Annotated in this window: 18 protein-coding genes; 5 read left to right on the top strand and 13 right to left on the bottom strand. The window is 38.0% G+C overall.

All coding sequences use genetic code 11. The features are described from left to right. Window positions 1–58 precede the first annotated feature (58 nt). Complete coding sequence (locus AC1M9B_RS05875) at window positions 59–2,953, top strand: valine--tRNA ligase (protein ID WP_481608748.1); 2,895 nt, start codon at window positions 59–61, stop codon at window positions 2,951–2,953. A 58-nt stretch (window positions 2,954–3,011) separates the two neighbouring features. On the opposite strand, the gene AC1M9B_RS05880 is transcribed toward AC1M9B_RS05875, so the two are convergent. From AC1M9B_RS05880 to AC1M9B_RS05915, 8 genes are all read right to left on the bottom strand, one after another. Beyond that, on the bottom strand, window positions 3,012–4,475 hold the full coding sequence (locus tag AC1M9B_RS05880) for an ATP-dependent nuclease (RefSeq protein ID WP_481608749.1): 1,464 nt from the start codon (window positions 4,473–4,475) through the stop codon (window positions 3,012–3,014). Then, complete coding sequence (locus tag AC1M9B_RS05885; RefSeq protein ID WP_481608750.1) at window positions 4,472–4,660, bottom strand: hypothetical protein; 189 nt, start codon at window positions 4,658–4,660, stop codon at window positions 4,472–4,474. The genes AC1M9B_RS05880 and AC1M9B_RS05885 overlap by 4 nt, the downstream gene beginning before the upstream one ends. Window positions 4,661–4,833: 173 nt before the next feature. After that, a complete protein-coding gene (locus tag AC1M9B_RS05890) occupies window positions 4,834–5,619 on the bottom strand; it encodes a DUF262 domain-containing protein (protein WP_481608751.1) in 786 nt (261 codons plus the stop codon). A 121-nt stretch (window positions 5,620–5,740) separates the two neighbouring features. Next, on the bottom strand, window positions 5,741–6,766 hold the full coding sequence (locus AC1M9B_RS05895; protein WP_481608752.1) for a molecular chaperone DnaJ: 1,026 nt from the start codon (window positions 6,764–6,766) through the stop codon (window positions 5,741–5,743). Between the two features lie 111 nt (window positions 6,767–6,877). Further along, complete coding sequence (locus tag AC1M9B_RS05900) at window positions 6,878–7,597, bottom strand: carbonic anhydrase (RefSeq protein WP_481608753.1); 720 nt, start codon at window positions 7,595–7,597, stop codon at window positions 6,878–6,880. Between the two features lie 357 nt (window positions 7,598–7,954). Further along, on the bottom strand, window positions 7,955–9,676 hold the full coding sequence (locus AC1M9B_RS05905) for a thiamine pyrophosphate-dependent enzyme (protein WP_481608754.1): 1,722 nt from the start codon (window positions 9,674–9,676) through the stop codon (window positions 7,955–7,957). 188 nt (window positions 9,677–9,864) lie between these two features. Beyond that, entirely contained in the window at window positions 9,865–10,902 is a 1,038-nt protein-coding gene (locus AC1M9B_RS05910; protein WP_481608755.1) for a molecular chaperone DnaJ, read from the bottom strand. Window positions 10,903–10,960: 58 nt separating this feature from the next. Beyond that, window positions 10,961–12,622 carry a sensor domain-containing diguanylate cyclase gene (locus AC1M9B_RS05915; RefSeq protein ID WP_481608756.1) on the bottom strand — a complete coding sequence of 554 codons (1,662 nt, stop codon included), beginning with the start codon at window positions 12,620–12,622 and terminating at the stop codon, window positions 10,961–10,963. Window positions 12,623–12,930: 308 nt separating this feature from the next. On the opposite strand from AC1M9B_RS05915, the gene AC1M9B_RS05920 reads away from it, so the two are divergent. Further along, the gene (locus AC1M9B_RS05920; protein WP_035266694.1) at window positions 12,931–13,608 is read left to right on the top strand and encodes a YetF domain-containing protein; all 678 of its coding nucleotides are present in this window, start codon (window positions 12,931–12,933) and stop codon (window positions 13,606–13,608) included. An 82-nt stretch (window positions 13,609–13,690) separates the two neighbouring features. Here the strand turns inward: AC1M9B_RS05920 and AC1M9B_RS05925 are convergent, their stop codons facing one another. Next, window positions 13,691–14,683, bottom strand: coding sequence for an NAD(P)H-quinone oxidoreductase (locus tag AC1M9B_RS05925; protein WP_481608757.1), 993 nt, complete (start codon window positions 14,681–14,683; stop codon window positions 13,691–13,693). 132 nt (window positions 14,684–14,815) lie between these two features. Here AC1M9B_RS05925 and AC1M9B_RS05930 point away from each other — a divergent pair, with 132 nt between their 5' ends. The 3 genes from AC1M9B_RS05930 (at window position 14,816) to AC1M9B_RS05940 (ending at window position 20,390) form a co-directional block, all read left to right on the top strand. Then, window positions 14,816–15,106: a hypothetical protein gene (locus AC1M9B_RS05930; RefSeq protein WP_481591944.1), complete on the top strand. Its 291-nt coding sequence runs from the start codon at window positions 14,816–14,818 to the stop codon at window positions 15,104–15,106. A 138-nt stretch (window positions 15,107–15,244) separates the two neighbouring features. After that, window positions 15,245–17,704 carry a glycerophosphodiester phosphodiesterase family protein gene (locus AC1M9B_RS05935; RefSeq protein WP_481608758.1) on the top strand — a complete coding sequence of 820 codons (2,460 nt, stop codon included), beginning with the start codon at window positions 15,245–15,247 and terminating at the stop codon, window positions 17,702–17,704. Window positions 17,705–17,969: 265 nt separating this feature from the next. Continuing rightward, window positions 17,970–20,390 (top strand): glycerophosphodiester phosphodiesterase family protein, encoded by a 2,421-nt coding sequence (locus tag AC1M9B_RS05940; protein ID WP_481608759.1) that lies wholly within the window; start codon window positions 17,970–17,972, stop codon window positions 20,388–20,390. 56 nt (window positions 20,391–20,446) lie between these two features. Here AC1M9B_RS05940 and AC1M9B_RS05945 read toward each other — a convergent pair whose 3' ends face one another. From AC1M9B_RS05945 to cysN, 4 genes are all read right to left on the bottom strand, one after another. Further along, a complete protein-coding gene (locus AC1M9B_RS05945) occupies window positions 20,447–21,322 on the bottom strand; it encodes an SDR family oxidoreductase (RefSeq protein ID WP_092766872.1) in 876 nt (291 codons plus the stop codon). Between the two features lie 121 nt (window positions 21,323–21,443). Beyond that, the gene (locus AC1M9B_RS05950) at window positions 21,444–21,692 is read right to left on the bottom strand and encodes a DUF2798 domain-containing protein (protein ID WP_035266689.1); all 249 of its coding nucleotides are present in this window, start codon (window positions 21,690–21,692) and stop codon (window positions 21,444–21,446) included. 272 nt (window positions 21,693–21,964) lie between these two features. Further along, window positions 21,965–22,165 (bottom strand): hypothetical protein, encoded by a 201-nt coding sequence (locus tag AC1M9B_RS05955; protein ID WP_481608760.1) that lies wholly within the window; start codon window positions 22,163–22,165, stop codon window positions 21,965–21,967. 117 nt (window positions 22,166–22,282) lie between these two features. Next, window positions 22,283–23,899: a sulfate adenylyltransferase subunit CysN gene (gene cysN, locus AC1M9B_RS05960; RefSeq protein ID WP_481591941.1), complete on the bottom strand. Its 1,617-nt coding sequence runs from the start codon at window positions 23,897–23,899 to the stop codon at window positions 22,283–22,285. Window positions 23,900–24,018: the final 119 nt, after the last annotated feature.

Consider the following 24,018-nt stretch of genomic DNA (forward strand, 5'->3'; position numbering starts at 1 on the left):
TGCATTTTTTTTGCTACAATAGATGCAATTTTTTATCTACTTTTGATCTGTTCGAACTATGACTGATTCAGCGCAAAATATTGCTACAACCTACGATCCGACCGAGATCGAGAAAAAATGGTACCAAACTTGGGAAGAACGCGGTTACTTTAAGCCGTCTGAAAAAGGCGAGTCTTTCTGTATCATGATTCCGCCACCAAACGTCACTGGTAGCTTGCACATGGGTCATGGTTTTAACAATGCCATCATGGATGCTTTGACACGTCATAAACGTATGTCTGGCTTCAACACGCTTTGGCAACCGGGTACTGACCACGCAGGTATTGCAACGCAAATGGTTGTAGAGCGTCAGTTAGGTGCACAAGGCGTAAGCCGTCATGACTTGGGGCGTGATAAATTCATCGAAAAAGTATGGGAATGGAAAGAACAATCTGGCGGTAATATTACCCGTCAAATTCGTCGTTTAGGTTCTTCTGTTGATTGGTCACGTGAACGCTTTACCATGGATGAAGGTTTATCAAACGCTGTTAAAGAAGTGTTTGTAAAACTTCACGAAGATGGTTTGATCTACCGTGGTAAACGCCTTGTAAACTGGGATCCTAAATTACAAACTGCCCTTTCTGACCTTGAAGTTGAGTCTGATAAAGAAGAACAAGGTTCATTGTGGCACTTCAAATACTTCTTTGAAGATAAGTCACTTCGCACGCACGATGGTAAAGATCATATCGTTGTGGCAACGACTCGTCCTGAAACATTATTAGGTGATACAGCGGTTGCTGTTGCGCTTGATGATGAACGCTATGCAGCTTTAGTTGGTAAGAACATTATCCTACCGATTACAGGTCGTGCTGTTCCAATCGTTAAAGATGAATATGTTGACAAAGAATTCGGTACAGGCTGTGTAAAAATCACCCCTGCACATGACTTCAATGACTATGAAGTAGGTAAACGTTGCGAATTGCCAATCATCAACATCTTCAACAAAAATGCTGAAGTGTTGGCTGAGTTTGAATACATTGCGAAAGCCGGCGAGCAAATTTCTAAAACCATCCCTGCACCTGCGGACTATGTTGGTTTAGAGCGTTTTGAAGCACGTAAAAAATTAGTAGAACAAGCTGAAAGCGAAGGTTGGTTAGACCAAATTCAACCGTACACGTTGAAACCACCTCGTGGAGACCGTTCAGGTGTAATCGTTGAGCCGTTATTGACGGATCAATGGTATGTGAAGATTGCACCGCTTGCGAAACCTGCAATTGAAGCAGTTCAAGATGGCCGTATCAAGTTCGTACCTGAGCAATACAGCAACATGTACATGGCTTGGATGAACAACATTCAAGATTGGTGTATCTCTCGTCAATTGTGGTGGGGTCACCGTATCCCTGCTTGGTACGATGCGGAAGGTAATGTGTACGTGGGTCGTAACGAAGAAGAAGTTCGTGCGAAAAACGGTATTGCGCCTGAAGTTGAATTGAACCAAGACGAAGATGTATTGGATACATGGTTCTCATCTGGTCTTTGGACATTCTCAACTTTAGGTTGGACTGGCGACGAAGCGAAAGATAAAGAAAACTATTTCTTAAATACCTTCCACCCGACTGATGTGTTGGTAACAGGTTTCGACATCATCTTCTTCTGGGTTGCCCGCATGATCATGATGACCATGCACTTCATGAAAAATGAAGATGGCACACCACAAGTACCGTTTAAAACCGTATATGTACACGGTTTGGTACGTGATGGCGAAGGTCAGAAGATGTCTAAATCTAAAGGTAACGTCCTTGACCCATTAGATTTGATTGACGGTGTTGATTTAGAAACTTTAGTACAAAAACGTACAACAGGTTTGATGAACCCGAAACAAGCAGCGAAGATTGAAAAATCGACGCGTAAAGAATTCCCTGAAGGTATTCAATCTTACGGTACTGATGCGGTTCGTTTCACGTTCTGTGCGCTTGCCAACACGGGTCGTGACATTAAGTTCGACATGAAACGTGTTGAAGGTTACCGTAACTTTGCGAACAAAATCTGGAACGCAACCCGTTTCGTAATGATGAACTGCGAAGAGCAAGTGATTGGTCAAGACGTGCGTCAAGACCTTTGGGAATTGCCTGAACAGTGGATCGTCAGCCGTCTACAAAAAGCGGAACAAGCGGTGCAAACTGCATTCGCGACGTATCGTTTAGACTTGGCTGCACAAGCGATTTATGAGTTCATTTGGAATGAATACTGTGACTGGTATGTTGAATTAACTAAGCCTGTTCTGAATGACGAAAATGTATCGGTTGAGCGTAAAGCTGAAGTACGTCGTGTTCTTCTTTCTGTAATGGAAGCGTCTTTACGTTTGGCTCATCCATTGATGCCTTACTTAACAGAAGAAATTTGGCAAACACTTGCGCCGAAGTTAAACATTTCTGGCGAAACAATTATGCTTGCACAGTACCCAGTTGCTGACCAAGCGTTGATCAATGACCAAGCTGAAGCAGATATGCAATGGCTACAAGGTTTGATTGGTGCTGTACGTAACATCCGTGGTGAGATGGGTCTAGGTAATGCTCGCTTGTTGCCTGTTCTACTTCAGAACACCACTGAAGCTGAAAAAGCGCAAATCGCACGTATTGAACCATTGTTCAAAGCATTGGCAAAAGTTGAAAGCATTACTTTCCTTGCAGATGCTGAACAACCACCATTGTCATCTTCAAGTGTTGTAGGTCATGTGTCTGTATTCGTTCCTATGAAGGGTTTAATTGATCCTAAAGCGGAATTGGGTCGTTTACAAAAAGACTTAGACAAGGTTCAAAAACAGCATGACCAAATTGCAACTAAACTTGCAAATGAAGGTTTTGTGGCGAAAGCACCTGCTGCTGTGGTTGAAGGTGAGAAAGTGAAACTTGCTGAGTTTGCTGATCAGTTAGCGAAAATTAAAGCGAATATGGAGCAAATTGCGGCGCTGTAAGGTGTCGTTAGTTTGATCTAATTTGTAGTATAAAGGGCTGATTATTCAGCCCTTTATTTTATTTAAAAAATGCATCAAACTGAATAATAAATTGACTAACCTGAGATTCCGATGTTTCATCCTTTATCCACATTTTACATAGTTCTGTGAATAAATAGTCAAAATCATAACCTAAAATATTGGCTATATTTCTGAATATCTCGTGATGATCAGCTCCAGTTACTAACTGATAAGCCTTGTCAAAACTTCCTATAGAAATATGCAGGTATTCATCGATGCTTTCTAAATCACATGCATCAATATATTCCATTATAATTTGCTCAGGTGCCATTTCAGTTGGCAAAAATATAGATTTAGTACCAGCCTCTAATAATCTTGGAACTTTTTTTCTTGCATCCCCATCAAATACGCCTATAAATTGAAAATTATTCAGAGCCTTAGGCATTTCATTAAGATGGCTCACTATATGACTGTCATCACCTGAACAATGAAAATAAAAATTTTCCACAGCATTTAAATGCGACTGATTAATTAATTGTTTAAGAAATAATTCAGCCGCCTTATCTTCAAAAAATAAGATTCCTTTCTTTGGAATTGATAAACCCAAAGTTTGTAAAATTTCTAAATTTTTCAGCTCAATAAATTTGTATTCATTTTTTCTTGGAGAGTAAATAAGCTGTTTTAAACTCGTAGCAGGAATTTTTTTTAAAATATGTTCTGAATGTGTACTAATGATACAATTCAAGTTTTTATCAACTATATATTTAACTAAAATATTGATCAATCGACTCTGAACTAAAGGAGATATAAAACTCTCAGGTTCTTCAATAATTAGTAAAATATTTTTACTATCTTTAGAAATATAATCCAACATCCAAAAAAGATAGAGCATTGAAAGCTCACCTAACCCCATAGATCTACTATCATATTGAAGCCCATCACGTTCAACAATAAAAATTGGAAAAATTGGAAAGTTTGGATATTCATCCTCTATATTAAAAACAGAAATTTTTTTATATAAATTATTCGTAATATAGTTAATTTCATCCAGTTTATCAGATGAATAATCCAAACTATTAACTCCTTCAAAAATTTCATTAAAATTTTGTTGTGTCCTGATAAGACTAACTAAGTCAGGAATTAAATAGCATGGATCAAAAATAAAACTTAATATATCTTCGCTTTGATCTTCAGCACCTTGATAGGAAAATTTATAATTTTTTTCAAGATCATTGATTTTATATTTTAAAAAAATATCATTTTTATCAAGTAGATTATCAAAATTAGCTCTATTAGTTTCACCTTCCGAGTTTAACGCATTAAAAATATTTCTTAAAAAATTAGTTTTTCCTACGCCATTTTTCCCAATAATAACATTTAAGCTACCATTAAAACTTAGATCTAAATTATGAAAAATATTTGCACTATTTACACTAATATTATTAATTTTAAGAGGAAAATTTTTCTTGTACAATGTTCTCCAATAGTCAGAAAACCTCGCATCTCTTAAATGGGAACTCATAGCAACTCTCCCCAATTAAGCTTAGATACTAAATTTTCAAAATCTCTTTCATTCACTGAATTATTATTTTCAGCAATATTTTTTTCTAATAGCTTTATATAATCAACTAAATCCGCATCAAATTCCTCATAAAATGTAATACAAAATATCGCCCATAGAGATAAATCTCGTAAGATTACAGACATTGTATCTGCAACACGAGCACTACTTCTATCAATATATACAGAATAAATTAAGGATTCTAATTGGCTATTACATCCAATGCTATCCTTATTACTTTCGAATTTTTCAAAAAAATTTATTAGAGTGTCTACATCGCCATAATGTTCATCATATTTATATATAAATAACAACCAACTTAAGTTGAAGCTTTATTTAATTTTATATTTATCTTTGATTTATTTATAATTTCACAAAAAATTATTAATATTTTTTTAACCAATATAATTAAATCTTGTTCAAATGCTTTTCCATCTCTAAAACGAGTTGTTACGACATTTGCTGTAATTTTTTTCTTTAACGTTTTATATTCTAGAGTGATAAGAAACTTAGATACTATATCATCATAGGCCATCCTAGAGTTTGAGAACCCGATATTATGTGTATTTAGCTCCAAATCGTTTACCATGAAGCTTGATAGTTCTTTAACTTGTTGTCTAGTGTCACCAAAAAATGCATTTCGCTGTTCTGCAGAAGTTAAATTAGTAGGTTGATTAAGTCTATAGAACAATTCACCTGGCTCTTCTATTTTATAATCTGTTAGAGTAAGAATACGAATAGTAAAATCAAGGAAACTTTCTTTGATAGCATTAGGTAAATCTTTCCATTTAAACCCATTCAAATCAAAAATTTTAGAATCAAAAGGTGCCTGTTCTCCATTAATACAGAACTCTTCATTAATAAAATCTCTAATAGCAACTAATCTCTGCTGTCCATCTAGAACCTCTTGATTTTCTCCATTTTTAGGCTGAACAACATGTATTGGAGGTATATGCCATCCTCTTAAAATACTATCAATTAATCGCTGTTTTTTCGCTAAACTCCATACTTCCCCTCTTTGAAAATCAGGTTGTAAATCTAATCTCCCATTTGAAATTTTTCTATATATAGTTGCTATATCTGGATCAGAAGGTGTTATTTGCATAGCTAAAACTCTTAAATTAAATTCTTTATTATTTGATTTTAATAAATAATTTATCTTTTAGCATCTCATTTCTAATCCTTCTTTAAAGAAATAGAATCCTAATTTTTTTCATTTAACACATTTAAAACACCCCATGCCCCAACAACATCTCTAACCCACTCTCTTTCCCCATAAAACTCAGCCTTTGCTTTTCAGCTTTTAGCTGTTGCTTCACCGCAGACACATCCGCATCAATCTGCTTATACAACTGCTCAATATTCAGTTGCCCTTTTGACTTATTCACCGCAATTTTGGCTTTGTCTGACCATACAAGCGAATCAATCAAGGCTTGAATCTGTTCTTTTAAGGCTTGGCTTTGTGCTTCTAAAGCCTGCTGATAAAACTTCACTTGCTCCGAACTTAACCCCCTGTTTGAACCATTCTTACTTTGCTCAACCTCAAGCTGAAGTTTAAGTAAAAAGAACAAATCTTCTTGTTCATAGGCTTCATTGGCACGTTGTAACAGTTCGGTCTTTTCTGCTTTTTTCGATTCATCAGGCTCACGGTCAGGGTGAATAATAGACGCGATTTTTAAATACACGGTTTTGAGTGATTGATTAATCATTTTTTCAGCCTGCGCTTGTTTTTCTTGCTGGCGTTTTAACTTGGCTTGTTCACGTACTTGTTGGAATTGATCACTATTCCAATCATCAAAGTCATCTTGCTTCACGTCATGTTCAAGTACATCTAAAGACTGTTCTGCTTTCTTTTTTGTTTTTTTCTGAGCATATACCTTTGCCTGTGCAAAATAGGCATACAGCTGATCGACTTCATTGAGCTGCTTTTGATTTAGCAAATGTGTGTCTTTCAGTAATTGCGCAAGATTTTGAATTTTATCTTCCACCACTGTGCAATCTGACTTGCTTAGACCATATAAACTTAGGCTATTCCATAGGGTCTGCATTTGTTCATACAAAATGCTGTAAAGCTCTCGATATGCTGGCATCAAAGCCTTTTGACTATAAGCACGAATTTCATCTTTGGCATTTTGCCATGCACGTAATAACTGCTTTTGCTGCTCAATTTCATCAATTAAACGATTCAGTTTATGATGCTGCGGTGAAACTTCAAGTACCGTTTGGGGCGTGGTTTTAAGATCAAAAGACATAAACAAATCAAAAGCAGAAAAAACTATTTTAGCCTTTAATTAGCTACTCCTCCTATAAAGTGCAAAAAAAAAGCAGACCGACGTCTGCCCAAAAAGCACATGCTTTACATCTTAATTTTCCGCAATAATTCGACCATTTAAAGGTTGAACTGGACGATTATTCGGATGTCCCAATAACTTGGCAAAGTCCTCAATCTGCTTGGCTGAGGCTGTTTGAATCTCTTTTAAAATTAGCCAGCGAACACCCTCAGAACATGGTGGCGTAGTGAGTGAACCACTAAAACGATAATAATTCAAATTCTTTGGCAATAAATGATTAACAGACTGGGGCTGTTTTAACACAACAGTTTGCCCTTTTAGCTTCGGTAATGAATTCCATATTCTTGCCAATTGCGGATTCTCTGCACCTTGTGCATACATCATCCCCACGACAGCCAGCTCTCCTTTGGCATTGGCATGTACAAAATGGATTTCTAGCGGATATTGTTTGCCATGGATTTTATTTTCACTTGGGGTATGCAAATGAAACTGCTTGAGTTGAAAACGATCACCATCCAGCATCAACTCTCCGCCTTCTTTAAAGTCGACTTGAACCGTATGACCATTGTTATGAATACGTTGAATCAAAGTTTGATAGCTAAACTGCAATGGTTTCAAATCCGCTTTTACAGAACGCTCAATGTTAATTGGTGACTGATTATGACCAGAACAGGCTGCAAAATTGGGACTCAGTGTGTTCCATTGTTCAGGGTGGTGATAATCCCAATCTGCACCTGCCCATACACTTGAAGAAAGAATAGAAAGTGAAAATACTTGAAAAAAACTTCTCATCATTAAACCTTAATACGCGAACCGTTCATTAATTTATGTGATTTTTACCATTATTATTTTGATCTATTTGATATTCTCATAGATCAAATGATCTCCACATCTTGATCATGACTGAATCAAAAATGGAAAACAGTTATAGAAACTATGAGCAGTTGGAACAATGACGATATTGATCAAAATGATTTTATGAAGAGTTAATGCTTATTTTTTAAGATATTTTTTATTGTAAATTTACTGTATTTTTTATTAAAACTTTACTTAACGGTATAAAAAAGCTTCTTCAAGCCTAGCAGATATAAATATCCCATGAGTACTTGAAGAAACTGTCATAAAAAATGATTAAAGAGACGAACGATTTTATTTTATAAAATTATTCACGATTAGATCTTTTACCTCATCTCCTCGACCAGCTAAAACCGCCTTCATCGCATACAATGAAGTCGCCTTCACTTGCTCAAATTTTGGTTCTGGTGGCATCACCAACTCTACAGGGTTGGTATGAATATCGATTAGTGCAGGACCATCATGAGCTAAAAATTTCTGAATAGCTGCTTCCAAACCATGACCATCTTTTTGAGTCATGCCATAAATCCCGATCGCTTCAGCCACTTTGCCAAAATCAGGGTTCGCTAACTTGGTAAAATTATCCAGTAAGCCATCAACTTTTTGTTCAAGCTCTACAAAATTGAGCGAATGGTTATTAAAGACAACAATTTTGATCGGCAACTTTTCCTGTACGATGGTCATGAGATCACCCAACAGCATACTCAGACCACCATCACCACATAGCGCAATCACCTGACGTTCAGGAAAGGCTTTTTTAATGCCGAGTGCTTGAGGCATCGAGTTTGCCATCGTACCGTGCAGTAAACTACATAGCAATTTACGCTTACCATTGGTATCGATGTGACGAAGCATCCATAGCTTCGATGAGCCTGCATCTCCAGTAAAAAATGCATCATCATCTGCATATTTGTTGAGGAGCGCCACCACATATTGCGGGTGGATCAAACCATCTTTACCTATACGCTCTTCTTTCAAACGAGCTGCATCTGCAACTTTCTTTAAATCTAAGCACTCTTGAATAAAGTGTTGGTTCTGCTTGTTTTCAACTAAAGGGATTAAAGCACGCAGCGTTGGTGCAATATGTCCAACAGCACCAAAATCTATAGGATAGCGACGACCTAAATGAGTAGCATCGACATCGATTTGAATAATCTTCGCGTGTTTAGGATAAAACTGTGGCCACGCAAAGTCCGTTCCAAGCAGTAACAATACCTCACTATGATTAATCGCATGTAAGGCTGCTTTATTGCCATACATACCATTCATCCCCATATTATGAGGATTATCATATTCAATAAAATGTTTTGCACGTGAGGTATGCACAACGGGTGCATTTAATTTTTTCGAAAGTTCAACCACTTCATCGTGAGCATGCTGAGCTCCAATACCCGCATAAATCGTGACTTTTTGATGAGCATTGATGAAGTTTTTAATCTGATCAAGTTCAGCAGGATTAGGCGTAGTTTCAGGCTGCGGATGATGTACCCTGAAATCCAATGATTCCTGAATATATTGACTGCTGATATTGGTTGGCATAATGACCACCGCTACGCCACGTTTATTCAATGCTGCCTGACAGGCCAATGTCATCACATGTCTGACTTGACTGGCTGCTTTGATCTCCTCGCAATATACAGAACAACTTTTATAAATTTCTTTAAAGTCGACATATTGGGGAAAATCTAAATAGCCTGCTTGTTCGGTTGAAAGTTGGCTTGCGATCAAAACCACAGGCGCACCATTACGGTGTGATTCGTACAGACCATTAATAAAATGCAAGCTTCCAGGACCACATGAGCCAGCACATACTGTTAAATTGCCACTCATCAATGAATCTGCACCTGCTGCAAATGCACCTACTTCTTCATGGCGAACATTGATCCATTGAATAGAACTACGCGATAAAGAATCGGTAAAGTGATTAAGCGTATCTCCAACAATGCCGTAACAGTGCTTTACGCCGACTTGTTCCAACACTTCAATCATAATGTCTGAGACTTTTTTACTTTTCATGTTATTCCTAGTTTTAGTTTTTAGAGCATTATCGTTATATTATGGTCAATACATCAAATAAATGCGACAAAATACACATTTTATATAAATTATAATATTAATTTTTTAATAATAGGACAATCAACCATTGAGAAATACGGAATGAGTAGATGTCAGTAACAGCTATTTATAGCTCGTATGTTTTGGATTCAAAGAAGTGAATGTTCAATCAAAAATGCTAACCCGGAAGCTTTTGACATATCCATTAAACGCTGCTTTTCCAATTTGAGTTGTTGTTTTAACGATGAAACATCTTGGTCAATCTGTTGATAGAGCTTTTCAATATTTAAAGCACCTTGAGTTTTTTGTACTTCAATTTTTGCCTTGTTTGACCACACTAAGCTATTAATCAATATCTGGATTTGCTTTTCTAAAGTTAAACTCTGTGCTTGCAATACTTGTTGATAGTACTTCAATTGATCTTGATGAATAGCTTTCTGTATACCGACTTGAAGTTGCTCGACTTCAAGTTGTAACTTCAATAGCGTGAATAAGTCCTCTTGTTCATAAGCTTCATTAACACGTTGTAATAATGCCGTCTTTGCAGCCTTTTTGGATTCATCCGGTTCACGGTCTGGATGAATGATAGATGCAGTTTTGAGATATACTGTTTTCAGGGATTGATTCACTAACTTTTCTGCTTCGGCTTGTTTATCTTGCTGCCGTTTAAGTTTGGCTTGCTGCCTTGCTTGTTGATACTGCGCTTTGTCCCATAACGAATCGTCATCAATCGTTGAATCATTTTGTTCACCATGAGCATCTGGTGCTTGACTAGATTCGAAGTTGTTCTTTTTATCTTGCTTATTTCGTGGTTGAGCAAACACCTGTTCGAAATAAATATGGAATTTTTCAACTGTCTCATGTTGAGTTTCATTGAGCATATTTGATTTGCTCAACATTTGGGTCAAGTTAAAACACTTCTCTTCCACAACCTTTTGAGACGACTTATTTAAATCAATTTGACTTAGGCTATTCCATAGACTTTGTAATTGCTGAAACAGCACTTGATAAACATCACGATAGACAGGAATAAGTTTCTTCTGCGTGTAGGCACGAATTTCTTCTTGGGCGTGTTGCCATGCGGATAATTGTAATTTTTGCTGTTCAATCTGATCAATCAAAACCCGTAGCTTATGATCTTGAACAAGTTGTGCAGAAGAACTGGATTGAATTTCGAATGAAGTCACGTCAGGTGTTTAGTCCAATGAGAGAATACTGAGTTTAACAAAATGTGGATGCTTTATTTTAAGCATCGATCACAGTTTGATTTCGACCATTGGCTTTTGCTTGATAAAGATGTCGATCTGCTCGTTTAAGAATGGCATAAGCATCAGCATCGTTGAGATCAGTCACACTGACACCAATACTGACGGTCAAAGTTTTCTCTGCCAAAATAACAGCTTGTTCCACCAATGTACGAATTTTCTCTGCCAAAACTTGCGCACCCATCAGATGTGTTGCAGGCAATAAAATTACAAATTCTTCACCACCATAACGTGCCACAAAATCGGTTTCACGCGTTGCTTGATCAAGGATTTTTGCTACTTGTTGTAACACTTGATCCCCTTGATCATGACCATATTGATCGTTGACTTGCTTAAAATAATCGACATCCAATATAAGTGCTGCATAGCCAATTTGATTTCTTTTATGTTGACCAAATAAGTATTCAAGTTGTTCGTTTAAAGCACGGCGATTGTGTAAACCTGTTAATGCGTCATGTCGTGACAATCGAATCAACTCAAGATTAGCCAATTCAAGTGCTCGAGTGCGCTCTTGAACCTTACGCTCTAGAGATTGGTTTGCCTCAAGCAATTGTTGTTTCTGTTCCAATAAGGTTTGCGTCATGCTTTGTAGAGAATGTGATAAGCCTTGGATTTCACGGATGCTGCTTTGACTATGAAATGCCGTATGCACGTCTCCCTGTTCGACCGCATAAGCCGATTTAGCTAAAGCCTCAATGGGTCTGCTCAATTTATTGGCAAGTTGATAAATCACATAAAAGATAAACAGCGAGACGAATAAACCAATCAGGAAGATTTTGAACTGCAAATCACGCATATCTGCCAAAGCAATCGCCAAAGGTTGACGAATTACCACATGCCAACCAATATCACTTTTAGCCTCGGACTTCACCGCAATATTTGCGGTTAAGAAATCCTGCCCTTCATTCCAATCATCAATATAATAAAGTGCATCGTTGACTTTAAGTTGAGGTGGCTTGACTCGTCCAATACTTTTAAATGGATACAGCAGTTCACCCTGTTTGTTTAAGATAAAGACTTCTATGCCACGCTGAGATGCTGTTTGAGATAATGCTTTATTGAGAATATGACGTGCCCACTCCCAATCTGCATGTGCAGCTAACACTCCTTTTAATTTTTGAGTATTTGGATCATAGATTGGTGTTGCGAAATCAATAAAACGCATCGGCTCATGAGGATTTAAAGCTTGAATTTTTTTTGCCAATAACACAGCTTCATGCACATCACCTAAGTATGTACCCTGTAAACCTGCCTTAAACCATGGCCGTGAAGAAACGTTTTCACCTTCAAGAATACCATCCGCAGCAATTTGAACATCACCGTTTAAATCTGTTACCCCCATCCAAGCATAATAGACATACGCATTTTTGACTTGTTCCAAGCGTGTACGAACACGTGGATCATCTAGACTTGCTTCTGAAAAGAATGGAGATTGGCTGAGCAGCACCATTTCGCGCTCGCGTTCGGCAAGAGAAGCTGCCAAGGCATTACTGATATTTTTTGCTGCGACATGTAGGGTCTGTCCACTGGCTTTAGCCAAGTGCTGAGATGCGATATTTCCAATATACAGCGATACGCATATCCCAAGGATAATGGTTAATCCAGCAAATATGAACAGAACGCGATTACGGAATGAATCCAAAATACACCTTAACTCTTGGTTAAACACCGAAACATGCAACCATAAGAATATAACAGAATATTACAAATACATAACAAACATTTCGGATCATTGTAATGAATAAAAAATGCCAACCTTATCTCATATATTCAAAATCCTGATTACATTAACAACTGTAATTCCACTCCCTATCTTTTAAACAACATGATTTAATATTCAAGTCACGCACCACATCTACATAAAGTCATAATAATTCGACAATAATTCTGTATTTCTTTTTTTTGGCGCTTGATAGCTTAAGTAGAATCACCTAGAAAATTGAGGAACAAATGGATTTTGCTTCTATCTTTTTTTACGACACCACATGGGTATTTGTTTTCGAAATTTTAATCCGATGTGTGGTGATGTATTTACTCATCATTCTTTTTCTTCGTTTGACTGGCAAGCGAGGGGTTAGACAACTCTCCATCTTTGAAGTTGCCATTATTCTTTGTCTTGGATCAATTGCTGGAGATCCAATGTTTACGGAGGATTTACCCTTAATTCAAGCCGTAGTCGTCATGAGTGTGATCATCTTGCTTTACCGCACCACAACGTGGTTAATGATGAAATATCAGCCTTTCGAAGACTTAGTCGAAGGTAAATCCTGTTACATCGTAAAAGATGGCATGCTCGTCCTTGAAGCATTCAAGCGAGGTAATATGTCGCATGATGAGTTCTTTTCGGAAATGCGTCGTCAATCCGTTGAGCATTTAGGTCAAATTCGAGTCGGCCTATTAGAGTCCGATGGGAATTTCAGTATTTTGTTTTATCCCGATGAGCAAGTTAAATATGGCTTACCAATTTTTCCAGATCAAGCTCAATCAATATACAAGGTAAAACCTAGCGTAATATATGCGTGTACACATTGTGGATTCTGCACTGAACTTCAACAACCACTTCAAGATTGTCCGCGCTGTTCTTGCCAAGATTGGACGCAAGCAATGAACAGTCTAAGAATTGGTTAGCAGATGAATAATCTAAAGTCTGTTGGGACGAAGCAGATTATTCATCCTCAGCGCTGACTCAATCGAACATAGGTGGTTGAGATTAATCCAAGACTTTCACCACAATTTTACCAATGTGATCACCTGCATCCATTGCTAAATGAGCCGCTTGAATCTCATTAAAATTAAAAGTTTTATAGATCATCGGTAGACATTCACCTTTTGCCCATAACGGCGCAACATGTGTCTTTAAATCTTGAGCGATTTTAGCTTTTTCTGCTGTGGTACGTGCACGCATGGTTGAGCCAGTAATGGTTAAACGCTTCATCATGATTTGACCTAATTTTACGCCGTCGGCTTTAGCTCCTCCAAGAAATGCGATATAAACCAAACGTCCATCACGACGTAGTATATTCAAGTTTTGAGCTAAATAAGGCGCTCCAACCATATCTAAGACAATATCTACGCCATTTTCTTCAGTCGCTTGCTGAATAACCTGTTCAAAGTCTTCCGTTTTATAATTAATTGCATGCGTCAAATCTTGAATTGCTTTTACTTTCTCATCTGAGCCAACAGTCGCAAAAGTTTTTAAGCCAAATGCGTTACACAACATCAATGCCGTTGTTCCAATCCCACTGGTTCCGCCATGAATTAAAGCCGTTTCCCCCGCTTTAGCTTTGCCCAGTTGAAAAATATTCGCCCAAACGGTAAAAAATGTTTCTGGAATTGCAGCAGCTTGAATATGACTCACCCCTGCAGGAATATTAATCAGCTGAGATTCAGGCACCACACAGTATTCGGCATAACCACCACCATTGGTGAGTCCACACACTTGATCCCCCACCTGATAGGCGTTTACCTCAGCCCCTACTGCAACGACTTCCCCTGATACCTCTAACCCAGGTACAGGTGTGACCCCTTTAGGCATTGGATATAAACCTTGGCGCTGTAAAATATCAGGACGGTTAATGCCGAAAGCATGTACTTTCACCAAGACTTCATTGTCTTTAGGTTGCGGAATATCAACCGTTTCATAAGCCAACTTCTCAACGCCGCCTGGTTCAGTAATGATCACGTGTTGCATGCTTTGTGCCATAATCAAATCCTTTATTTACAATACTTTTCATTCATTTCAATCAATTTCATCATAGTTGATCGCATTGATAAAGTCCTGTATTACTTATGTATAAGGATGAAAACAAATCATTATTTTGTGGGGGAAAATAATATGCGTTACTTGCTGCAATTTATTTTGCCATGCAGTTTTGCTGCCTTGGTCATCATCTGTTGGACTTTTTTGTTAAGTTTTCCATGGGATTCAGCAGTAATTGCGATGATCTACTTCCAAATTGGGCTGGTGTTGTTATTGCTATACATTGAATACGATGCGAGCAAAGTGGATGGTGCAGCAGGTTGGACTTTTTTATTTTTCTGTTTTTTTGAAATGATATTGTTCGTCGCTTTGGGGATCATTCGTGTCATTATTGGTGGATGGCAAGTTTTAACTCTTTTATATTGAACCTTGCCTCAGACACGAATATTAAAATAACTTAATAATACAAACAAAGCTTCGTATTTTTCTGATTTACAAAGGAATTGTAACCTTAATTTCGTAGATTTTAAGGTCGTCATGGATCGTACACTCGAGAATTTTAAAATGAAAAAGCAGACTCTAGTTGTCACACTATCGCTCATGCTCGGTTTAGCAGGATGCTCTGGGGAAGATCAAGCTAAATCAACCTTACCAAATACTCCTGAGCCAACCATACCAATTCAGCCTGAAGATCCAGAACCATCTCTACCACCGGATCTCGAACCTGAAACACCGATCAATGTTCCACAACCAAAAACATATTTAAATCTGGATTTTACTGAAATTTATTCAATACCTTCTGATTGGAATATCCTGCCTTCAAATCCAGGTAGCATTCAATTTAAAGAAGGTGCCTTACTGATTGATGGTCGCAAAGACTTAATCAAACCCACCACGATCATGTTAAGTTCGGATTTTCAAAAGCTTCGCAACTATAAAATTGAGTTAGAATTTGAATACCTTGAGCGTAATAACGGTACTCGTTGGGGAAGTATTATTTATAGAGCTTCAGATGTGTTTGCTCAACCTGAATATACACCATACTACCAGTTTGCTATTCGTGCAGATGCATCTGCTTATAATGGTCTAGAACTCGCACTTAGACGCTCAAATAACACATGGAATGTCATCAATACATCCAAATTCGAATCAAACATTGCTTTAAATACACCTTATAAGGCTACAGTCGTTGTTCATGATCAACGTGTTCGTCATTACTTGAATGATCAATTGGTTTTTGATGGTGAATTACCCACCAACCTAAACCAAGGTGCCATTGGACTTTCAGCAGCAGGATTGCTGATGAAGGTCAACACAATACGGGTGATTGAACAACTTGATGCTCTCCCTACTCAAGATCGGATCACAGATGTCATTGATCACAAATATCCAGTTGCAATGGCGCCCGCTTTAGCACAACCAGCCGACTCATCAACAAATGATAACGTTCATACCGCCACTTATATTGCGTACCAACTTGATGAACAATTATTTTTAAAAGATTTCGACAATAAGACCTCGATGCATCTCAGAAGTCTTCTTTCTGATCAAACCAAAAGAACACTTCCTCTTCTGCATATCGACTCTGAAAACACACTGGCTGAATTAAGATCTTTGTCTTCAGATTATGATTTTAGTGATGTCACGCTAGTCTCTGATGATCCATATCTATTAAGAAAAGCGCGTGTGGAGATTCCAGAAATCCGTACAGCATTGGATTGGTCTGAAAAGTTCAATTTGATTTCAGATCAAAATAGTGTTGTGAAAATTGCACAGGCAACCAATACATCACTTTCTAAAATTGTGATTTTACCAGCCCATTTGGTTCAATCTCATCTGGTTGCACACTTGCAACGTTTATTGATCACACCTTGGGCAGGTTTTACCCACAATACTTCTGGACAGCCCAGCCCTAAGCTTGATGCCTATCAAGCTGCTGAGATATTAACGACAGGAGTGAATGGCATTTATACGCATCAGCCTGAATTATTTCATTCCATCATGCGCTCAATGGCGCCCAACACCCTACTTCGTAAACCGCTTATTACAGGTCATCGAGGAATCCCGTCTCAAGTTGATGAAAATACGCTTGAAGGTATTCTTAAGGCGATAGAAGTTGGTGCTGATGCCGTGGAATATGATGTCTATCTGACGAAAGATGACCATGTCGTTTTAATGCATGATAAATCGGTTTTACGCACAACAGGTATCGCAAAAAATATTGAGAACATGACGCTCGAAGAGGTTCGTAAACTAAAAACGACCGGGCAGCGACTTGCCGTACCGACGATGGATGAAGTATTGGCTGCAGTAGTTGAAAAATACCCACATGTCACCAATTTTATCGAGATTAAGAGTGCAAAACCCGAAATAATTTCAAAAATTAAAGATTTACTTGATAAACATGATGCATATGGTCAAGTGATTGTCATAAGTTTTGATGGGCAACAAATTCTTCAAATGAAGAACACTCTAAAAGGTGTATCAACGGGTTTATTGGTATATCCACCAAAGGAACAAACTACTTTTCTAAACGTTCGAAGAATTTTGGAAACAACACGACAATTTTCTTCAACATTTAATCCGAATTATAGTGGTTTGAATCAGGACGTCATGTATCTGGCAAGTTTACGTGGTGTAACCTTCTGGCCTTGGACGTTCCGTTTAATAAAAAATGATTTCTATCGTATGTACATTCAAGGTACACATGGGTTGACCACGGATTATGCACAAGATGCATCAAATTTTGTGGTCAAAATTGAAACTCCACGACAAATATCAGCAACTGTTGGTCAACCTTTACAAATCACTGGGCAAAAATTAACGCAATTGGGTCAATCAAGTTACCAAAGCTTCAATACGATGCTCGTACTACCAGGCTCTGCAAAATATAGTCTAAATGGTCAATCTGTGAGTTTCAGTGAACGTGGTACTGCCTATGTCATGCCAAGCTACCAATACACCATAGCACCCAATTTCACCTATACGATCTATGCAAAACCCGTGACTGTGACCATTCAATAAGAAATCCACATTGATATTTGGAGACCAATTCAGTTCGCTGAGTTGGTTTTTTTCCAAAAATCGCATTTTCTCTCATCTTTTCATAAGATTTCAACTGGACTTTTAATGATGTTCACCGCTTAAACACGACAGTATTTAAAACTGATGAATTTCATAAATATTTAATATGTAATATTTTTTTTACTTTATGACAAATCCATAGAATTGTCATTTTACGTACTTAGATTGTGTCTCGCTTAGGGACATACTTTTCGAGTACTTTTTAATGATGAAATTTACAACACTGACGTCAGCAATATTATTAACATTAAGCTTAACAGCTTGCTCCGATGATGATCAAAAAAATGCTGTATCAAATCCAGATCAAACAGAAAATCCTAATCCATCTCCAGAACCTGAAACACCAGAAATTGAAGTTCCTGTACCCAAAATACTTTTTGAAGAAAATTTCAATGCTTTAACTGCTATTCCAAACAATTGGACTCAACTTCGTAGCAATCCAGGGAATATTGAAGTTAAAGATGGAGCACTATTCATCAATGGTACGGCGCACGATACTCAAATGACGACCATTATGTTGCCAAATGAACTACAGCAACATCGTAATTATCGTATTGATATGGATTTTGCGTTCTTAGAAAAGAACAATGGTGGTCGTTGGGGTAGCGTGATTTATCGTGCCGCTGATCAATATGCTGATCCAGCTTTTACTCCATACTATCAATTCGCATTTCGTGTTGATGCAACCGCTGCAAGTGGTCTTGAACTTTCTATGCGTCAACCTAACAACACATGGAATGTTTTACAGAAATCTGCATATAAAGAGAATTTTGAGTTAAATAAAACCTACAAAGCAACAGTCATCGTACATGGCCAACGCGTACGCCATTATATTAATGATGAACTCGTACTCGATAGCACGCTACCTTACAATTTAAATCAGGGTGGCATTGGCATTTCTACAGCTGGCGCTTTGATGCGTGTAGATTCAATTAAAGTGACTGAGCAACTTGAAGCCCTACCAGAGTCTAATCGAGTTACAGATCTAATCGATCAGCAATTGCCAGTCTCTATGGCACCAGCACTCGCTCAGCCTGCTGGCGCAACTACACTGAACTCAGCTCCATTAGCAACTCATGTTGCCTACCAACTGGATGAGCAACTCAATCTTCTTAACCAAGATCAAAAGAAAATTACTCATTTAAAAGATTATTTAAATGATTCAACACGACATCATATTCCGCTATTAACGATCAATTCAGAAAAAACTATTCGTAATCTGAAAACGTTGACAGAAAACTATGATCTCGCTGATATCACCTTGGTGTCGGATCAGCCTGAACTCTTACGTAAAGCTCGTGTTGAAATCCCTGTATTGCGTACAGCACTCGACTATTCAAAACAATCTGGTTTAACCAATAGTAAATCAGATATTGTAAAAATTGCGCATAATACCAATTCTTCTTTATCAAAAATTGTCATTTTACCGCCGCACTTAGTGCAATCAGAAGTCGTATCTCATCTACAACGCTTATTAATTACACCTTGGGCAAGCACACTTCATCCAGATCAAAAAGATGGCATTGATGCATTCAAAGCAGCTGATATTTTAAGCACTGGGATTAATGGGATCTATACACAACAGCCAGATGTTTTCCAAAACATTATGAAGCAGATGGCACCGAATACCCTGTTAAGAAAACCCCTCATCACAGGCCATCGTGGCATTCCAGCTTTAGAGGATGAAAATACTTTAGAAGGAACAATTAAAGCTATTGAGGTGGGTGCTGACGCAGTTGAATATGATGTCTATCTATCGAAAGATGGTCATGTTTTCCTAATGCATGATGGAACATTAACTCGTACCACAGGTGATAATAGAAATACTGAAGATCTCACCTTAGCTGAAATTCGTCAGTTACGTACGATTCCCAATGGTCGCCCAGTTCCAACCATGGATGAGGTTTTGGCTGCAGTCAAAAAATACCCCCATGTGACCAATTTCATCGAAATTAAAAGTGCTAAGCCTGAAATTGTAGCGAAGATTAAAGAGCTTTTAGATAAGCATAATGCCTATGATCAATCGATTGTTATTAGTTTTAATGGTGATCAAATCTTACAGATGAAAAATACCTTACCGGGTGTTTCTACAGGCTTCTTAACGAGTACGCCGAACGCACAAAGCAATATTGTAAACACACGTCGAATATTAGACGCGACTCAAAAATATTCTTCTACATTTAACCCGTCTTTTGCAGGATTAAGCAAAGAGTTAATGTCAATGGCGAGCTTACGTGGCGTAACTTTCTGGCCTTGGACATTCCGTACCAATAAAGATGATTTTAATCGTATGTATGTACAAGGAACACATGGCTTAACCACCGATTATGCTCATGAATCTTCTGATTTAGTCGTCAAGATCAATACTCCAGGTCAAATTACTGCGAAAGTGGGACAGCCTGTTGTTTTTAGTGGAGAAAAAGTTACTCAAATAGGTAAGGCTTCAGCACAAAACTTTAATTCAATGATTGTTCTGCCTGGTTCTGCCAAATATAGTAAAAATGGTCAGTCGATTACGTTTAGTGAAAAAGGCAAAGCCTATGTCATGCCGAGCTATCAATACACGATTGCTCCGAATTATAGCTACACCCTGTACGGTAAACCCGTGACAGTCACGATTCAGTAAGAAACTTTAAATTTACATGCCCAATTGTTAAGTTTAAAGCTTCAATTGGGCATTTCTTATTTTTTTAAATTTTGAATCACTTCGGGTAAAAAAGAACGGTGAAATCCATCATAGGCTTGATTATTCTCAGCCGGACTTAATGGAAATATACGTGTGCCTTGAGAAGCTGCGCCATCAATCCGTATCGTGACACCCGATATAAATTTAGACGCTTCAGACAATAAATAGACGATCGCTGACGACACCTCAGCTTCTGTTCCCATGCGTTGCAAAGGAACTTTCTCCGCCATACTTGGAATCACTTTTTCAGCCATTTCACCAGTATATGTATCCATACCTGATGACAAAATCCATCCAGGTGCTACGGCATTCACACGAACTCCAGATTTGCCCCATTCGACAGCAGCTGTCTTGGTCAGATTATCAACCCCTGCACGGGCTGCCCCTGAATGTCCCATATTCGGCATACCTCCCCACATATCAGCAGTCATGTTGACAATACTTCCACCATGCTTATTCATCCACTGATTGTAAGCTTCGCGCATAAGATAGAATGTAGCGTGTAGATTGTTTCGAATGACAGCATCAAATCCATTGGCTGAGATTTTTTCTAAATGCGCTGGAAATTGTCCGCCTGCATTATTCACCAAGCCATCAATTCGTCCGAATTTTTTAGTTACTTCGCTAATCATGGCTTTCACTTGTGCTTCATCACGATTATCACAAGCGATGCCATAGGCTCTACCACCATCTTCCATGATTTCAGCAACAACTTTATCGAGTTTTTCTTGGGTACGCCCTGTAATAATCACTTGTGCATCCAATGATGCAAGCTCATGAGCTGTACAACGTCCAATACCAGAACCACCTCCTGTCACAATGATGACCTGATTCTGAAATAAGTTTTCCTTGAATACTGAGTTATATGTCATGCCAATCCTTAGGTTGTAATTTTTATCGACTTGCAAAATTATCCCGATTTTTTAACAGTTGCAAGATCATAGAATTTTATAATTGTTGTTTTAAATGCTAATCAAACCTTTCATTCAAGGGCTATGGTATCGTTTTTACAAAACGCATTAAGATTTTTCTTACCACAGGTAAAAATATTAAGATCAATGGAAATGCGATTAACCAAGACATTGCCCACGTCTTTATCCAGACCGCCCAGATCCCATCAAAAAATCCACGATTCATTACAATATTAATTAAAGAAATTGAACCACTCATCAAACATGACAAAATTAACGGCATCAGCCAATTGAGATGTTTGGGGTGAAATTTTGGGAGTGCTTTATTCATTGTAGCGCCTAATCATTTCATCTCATTTAATTTAGCACCAATGCAATCACTATTCCTATATTTTTCAAGTTTCAAGCACACAAAACTAATCCAATATCGTTAAAATTTTGAACCTTGAGGCATGATTTAATAATTTTTCTTAGTAAATGTATATTAAATAGAATGGATTAGTTTCCATCTTAATCAAGACTCATGAGCAATAAAAAAATATTTAACTTTAAACGATGATTTTATTTTTTAGCTTTTCTACTCTACGAAAATGTTTTAAGTTTTTAGTCCAATTTTACCGTTAATCTCAATTCTTTAGATTCGAAGCATTTTTTTTGCAGTTTTTGCATAGCTTCTCTAGGCATAGGCGCTGTCATCATTTGTTGGTATTCTAAACAAGCTTTACTAGGGTGTTTTTGTTGTATCGGAACATTAACACATGCCGTTAAGAGCATCAAAAGCAAATACGCTACTATTTTCATCATATCTCGAATTTATCGTTAATGTTCATTCTATCTTAGCTCATTAGGGCTAGTGTGGTCGTTATTGAATTTTAAATAAAAAAACCCGCCATCAGGCGGGCTTTTTTAAATCAGTCAATCTTAAAGACGAACCAATTCCACAATCTTCTCAGCCAATTCTTCAGCAGCTTCTACTTCAAAACTTGCATCCGTACCTGTTGCAGTATCAGTAATGACCACCACTCCAGTTTCACGTAATAATGCAACTTGCTCAGCAGTTAAACCAGCTTTAGCTATCGCGACAACACCTTGTTGGATCAATAAGCTTTCTAATACTTGTGCATTCACAATTGCAGCATTTGATACAGTTACCGCAGCAGGTTTTTGACCCAAACGCGCCGCACGTGCTTCTGATGTTACAGGCTCATTATGTGCAGTCCACTCAACTGCCTCTTCAACCATACCTGCACCAACTGTAACGTTGCTTAAGCGGTCAATAAAGATAAATGAACCTGTGTAACGGCTATCTTGATAACGGTCAAATACTACTGGTGCATCAAATTCAATCGTTACATTCGCAATCGCATTCAGCTCTAAGTTTTCAACTTGAACTTTTTCAAGCGTATTTACGTTTGTACGGAAGTTAATTGCTGTTACCTTAGCAGGAACAGTTTGCGTACCAATCTTCACGTTATATAACTTACCAATCGCAAGCGGTTGGTCAGCCATCCATACAACAGTCGCTTGAACAGAACGAGAAATTGCCGGTACTTCTTGGTCTGCACGTACAAGTACGTTACCACGAGAAATATCAATCTCGTCGTTTAACGTTAATGTCACTGCTTGACCGGCAACTGCACGTTCTAAGTTACCATCAAAAGTAACGATTTCTTTAACTGTAGATGATTTACCTGATGGCAACGCAGTAATCGTATCTCCAACGTTGATATCACCTAGGGCGATCGTACCGCAGAAACCACGGAAATCGAGGTTAGGACGGTTCACATACTGTACAGGGAAGCGGAAGTCAGCTTTAGCTGAAGTACGATTAATCTCTACAGATTCAAGCGTACCCATCAAAGTTTCGCCTGTGTACCAAGGTGTATTTGGTGATTTGTTTACAACGTTATCACCATTTAACGCAGAAATCGGCGTAAAGATGATGTTAGATGGTTTACGATCGCCAAGTTGTGCAACAAAGCCTGCGTATTCTGTTTGAATTTCATTGAAACGAGTTTCAGAGAATTCAACCAAGTCCATTTTGTTGATCGCAACAATAATGTTCTTAATACCAAGTAAGCTTGCAATATACGTATGACGACGTGTTTGCGTCTGAACACCGTAACGCGCATCAATTAAAATGATCGCAAGATCACACGTAGACGCACCTGTAGCCATGTTACGTGTGTATTGTTCATGCCCCGGAGTGTCGGCAATAATAAACTTACGTTTTTCTGTAGAGAAATAACGGTAAGCTACATCAATCGTAATACCTTGCTCACGCTCTGCTTGTAAACCATCTACAAGTAGCGCTAAGTCAGGTGCATCCCCTGTTGTACCGACTTTTTTAGAGTCACGTGTAACGGCTTGCAATTGATCTTCATAAATCAATTTTGAATCGTAAAGTAAACGACCAATTAAAGTTGATTTACCATCATCTACGTTACCGCAAGTCAAAAAGCGTAATAAGTCTTTATTTTCGTGTTGTTTTAAATAACCCAAGATATCTTGGCTAATCAAATCTGATTGATGAGACATGGCTCATAGCTCCACAAATATGTTGAAATCGGTGTATTTGAATCCCCCTCGTCCCCCCTTTGAAAAAGGAGGATGACTCCTCTCTTTTACAAAGAGAGGAGCAGCACTGCTGCGGCAGA

The sequence above is a fragment of the Acinetobacter sp. ANC_7513 genome (assembly GCF_056779915.1).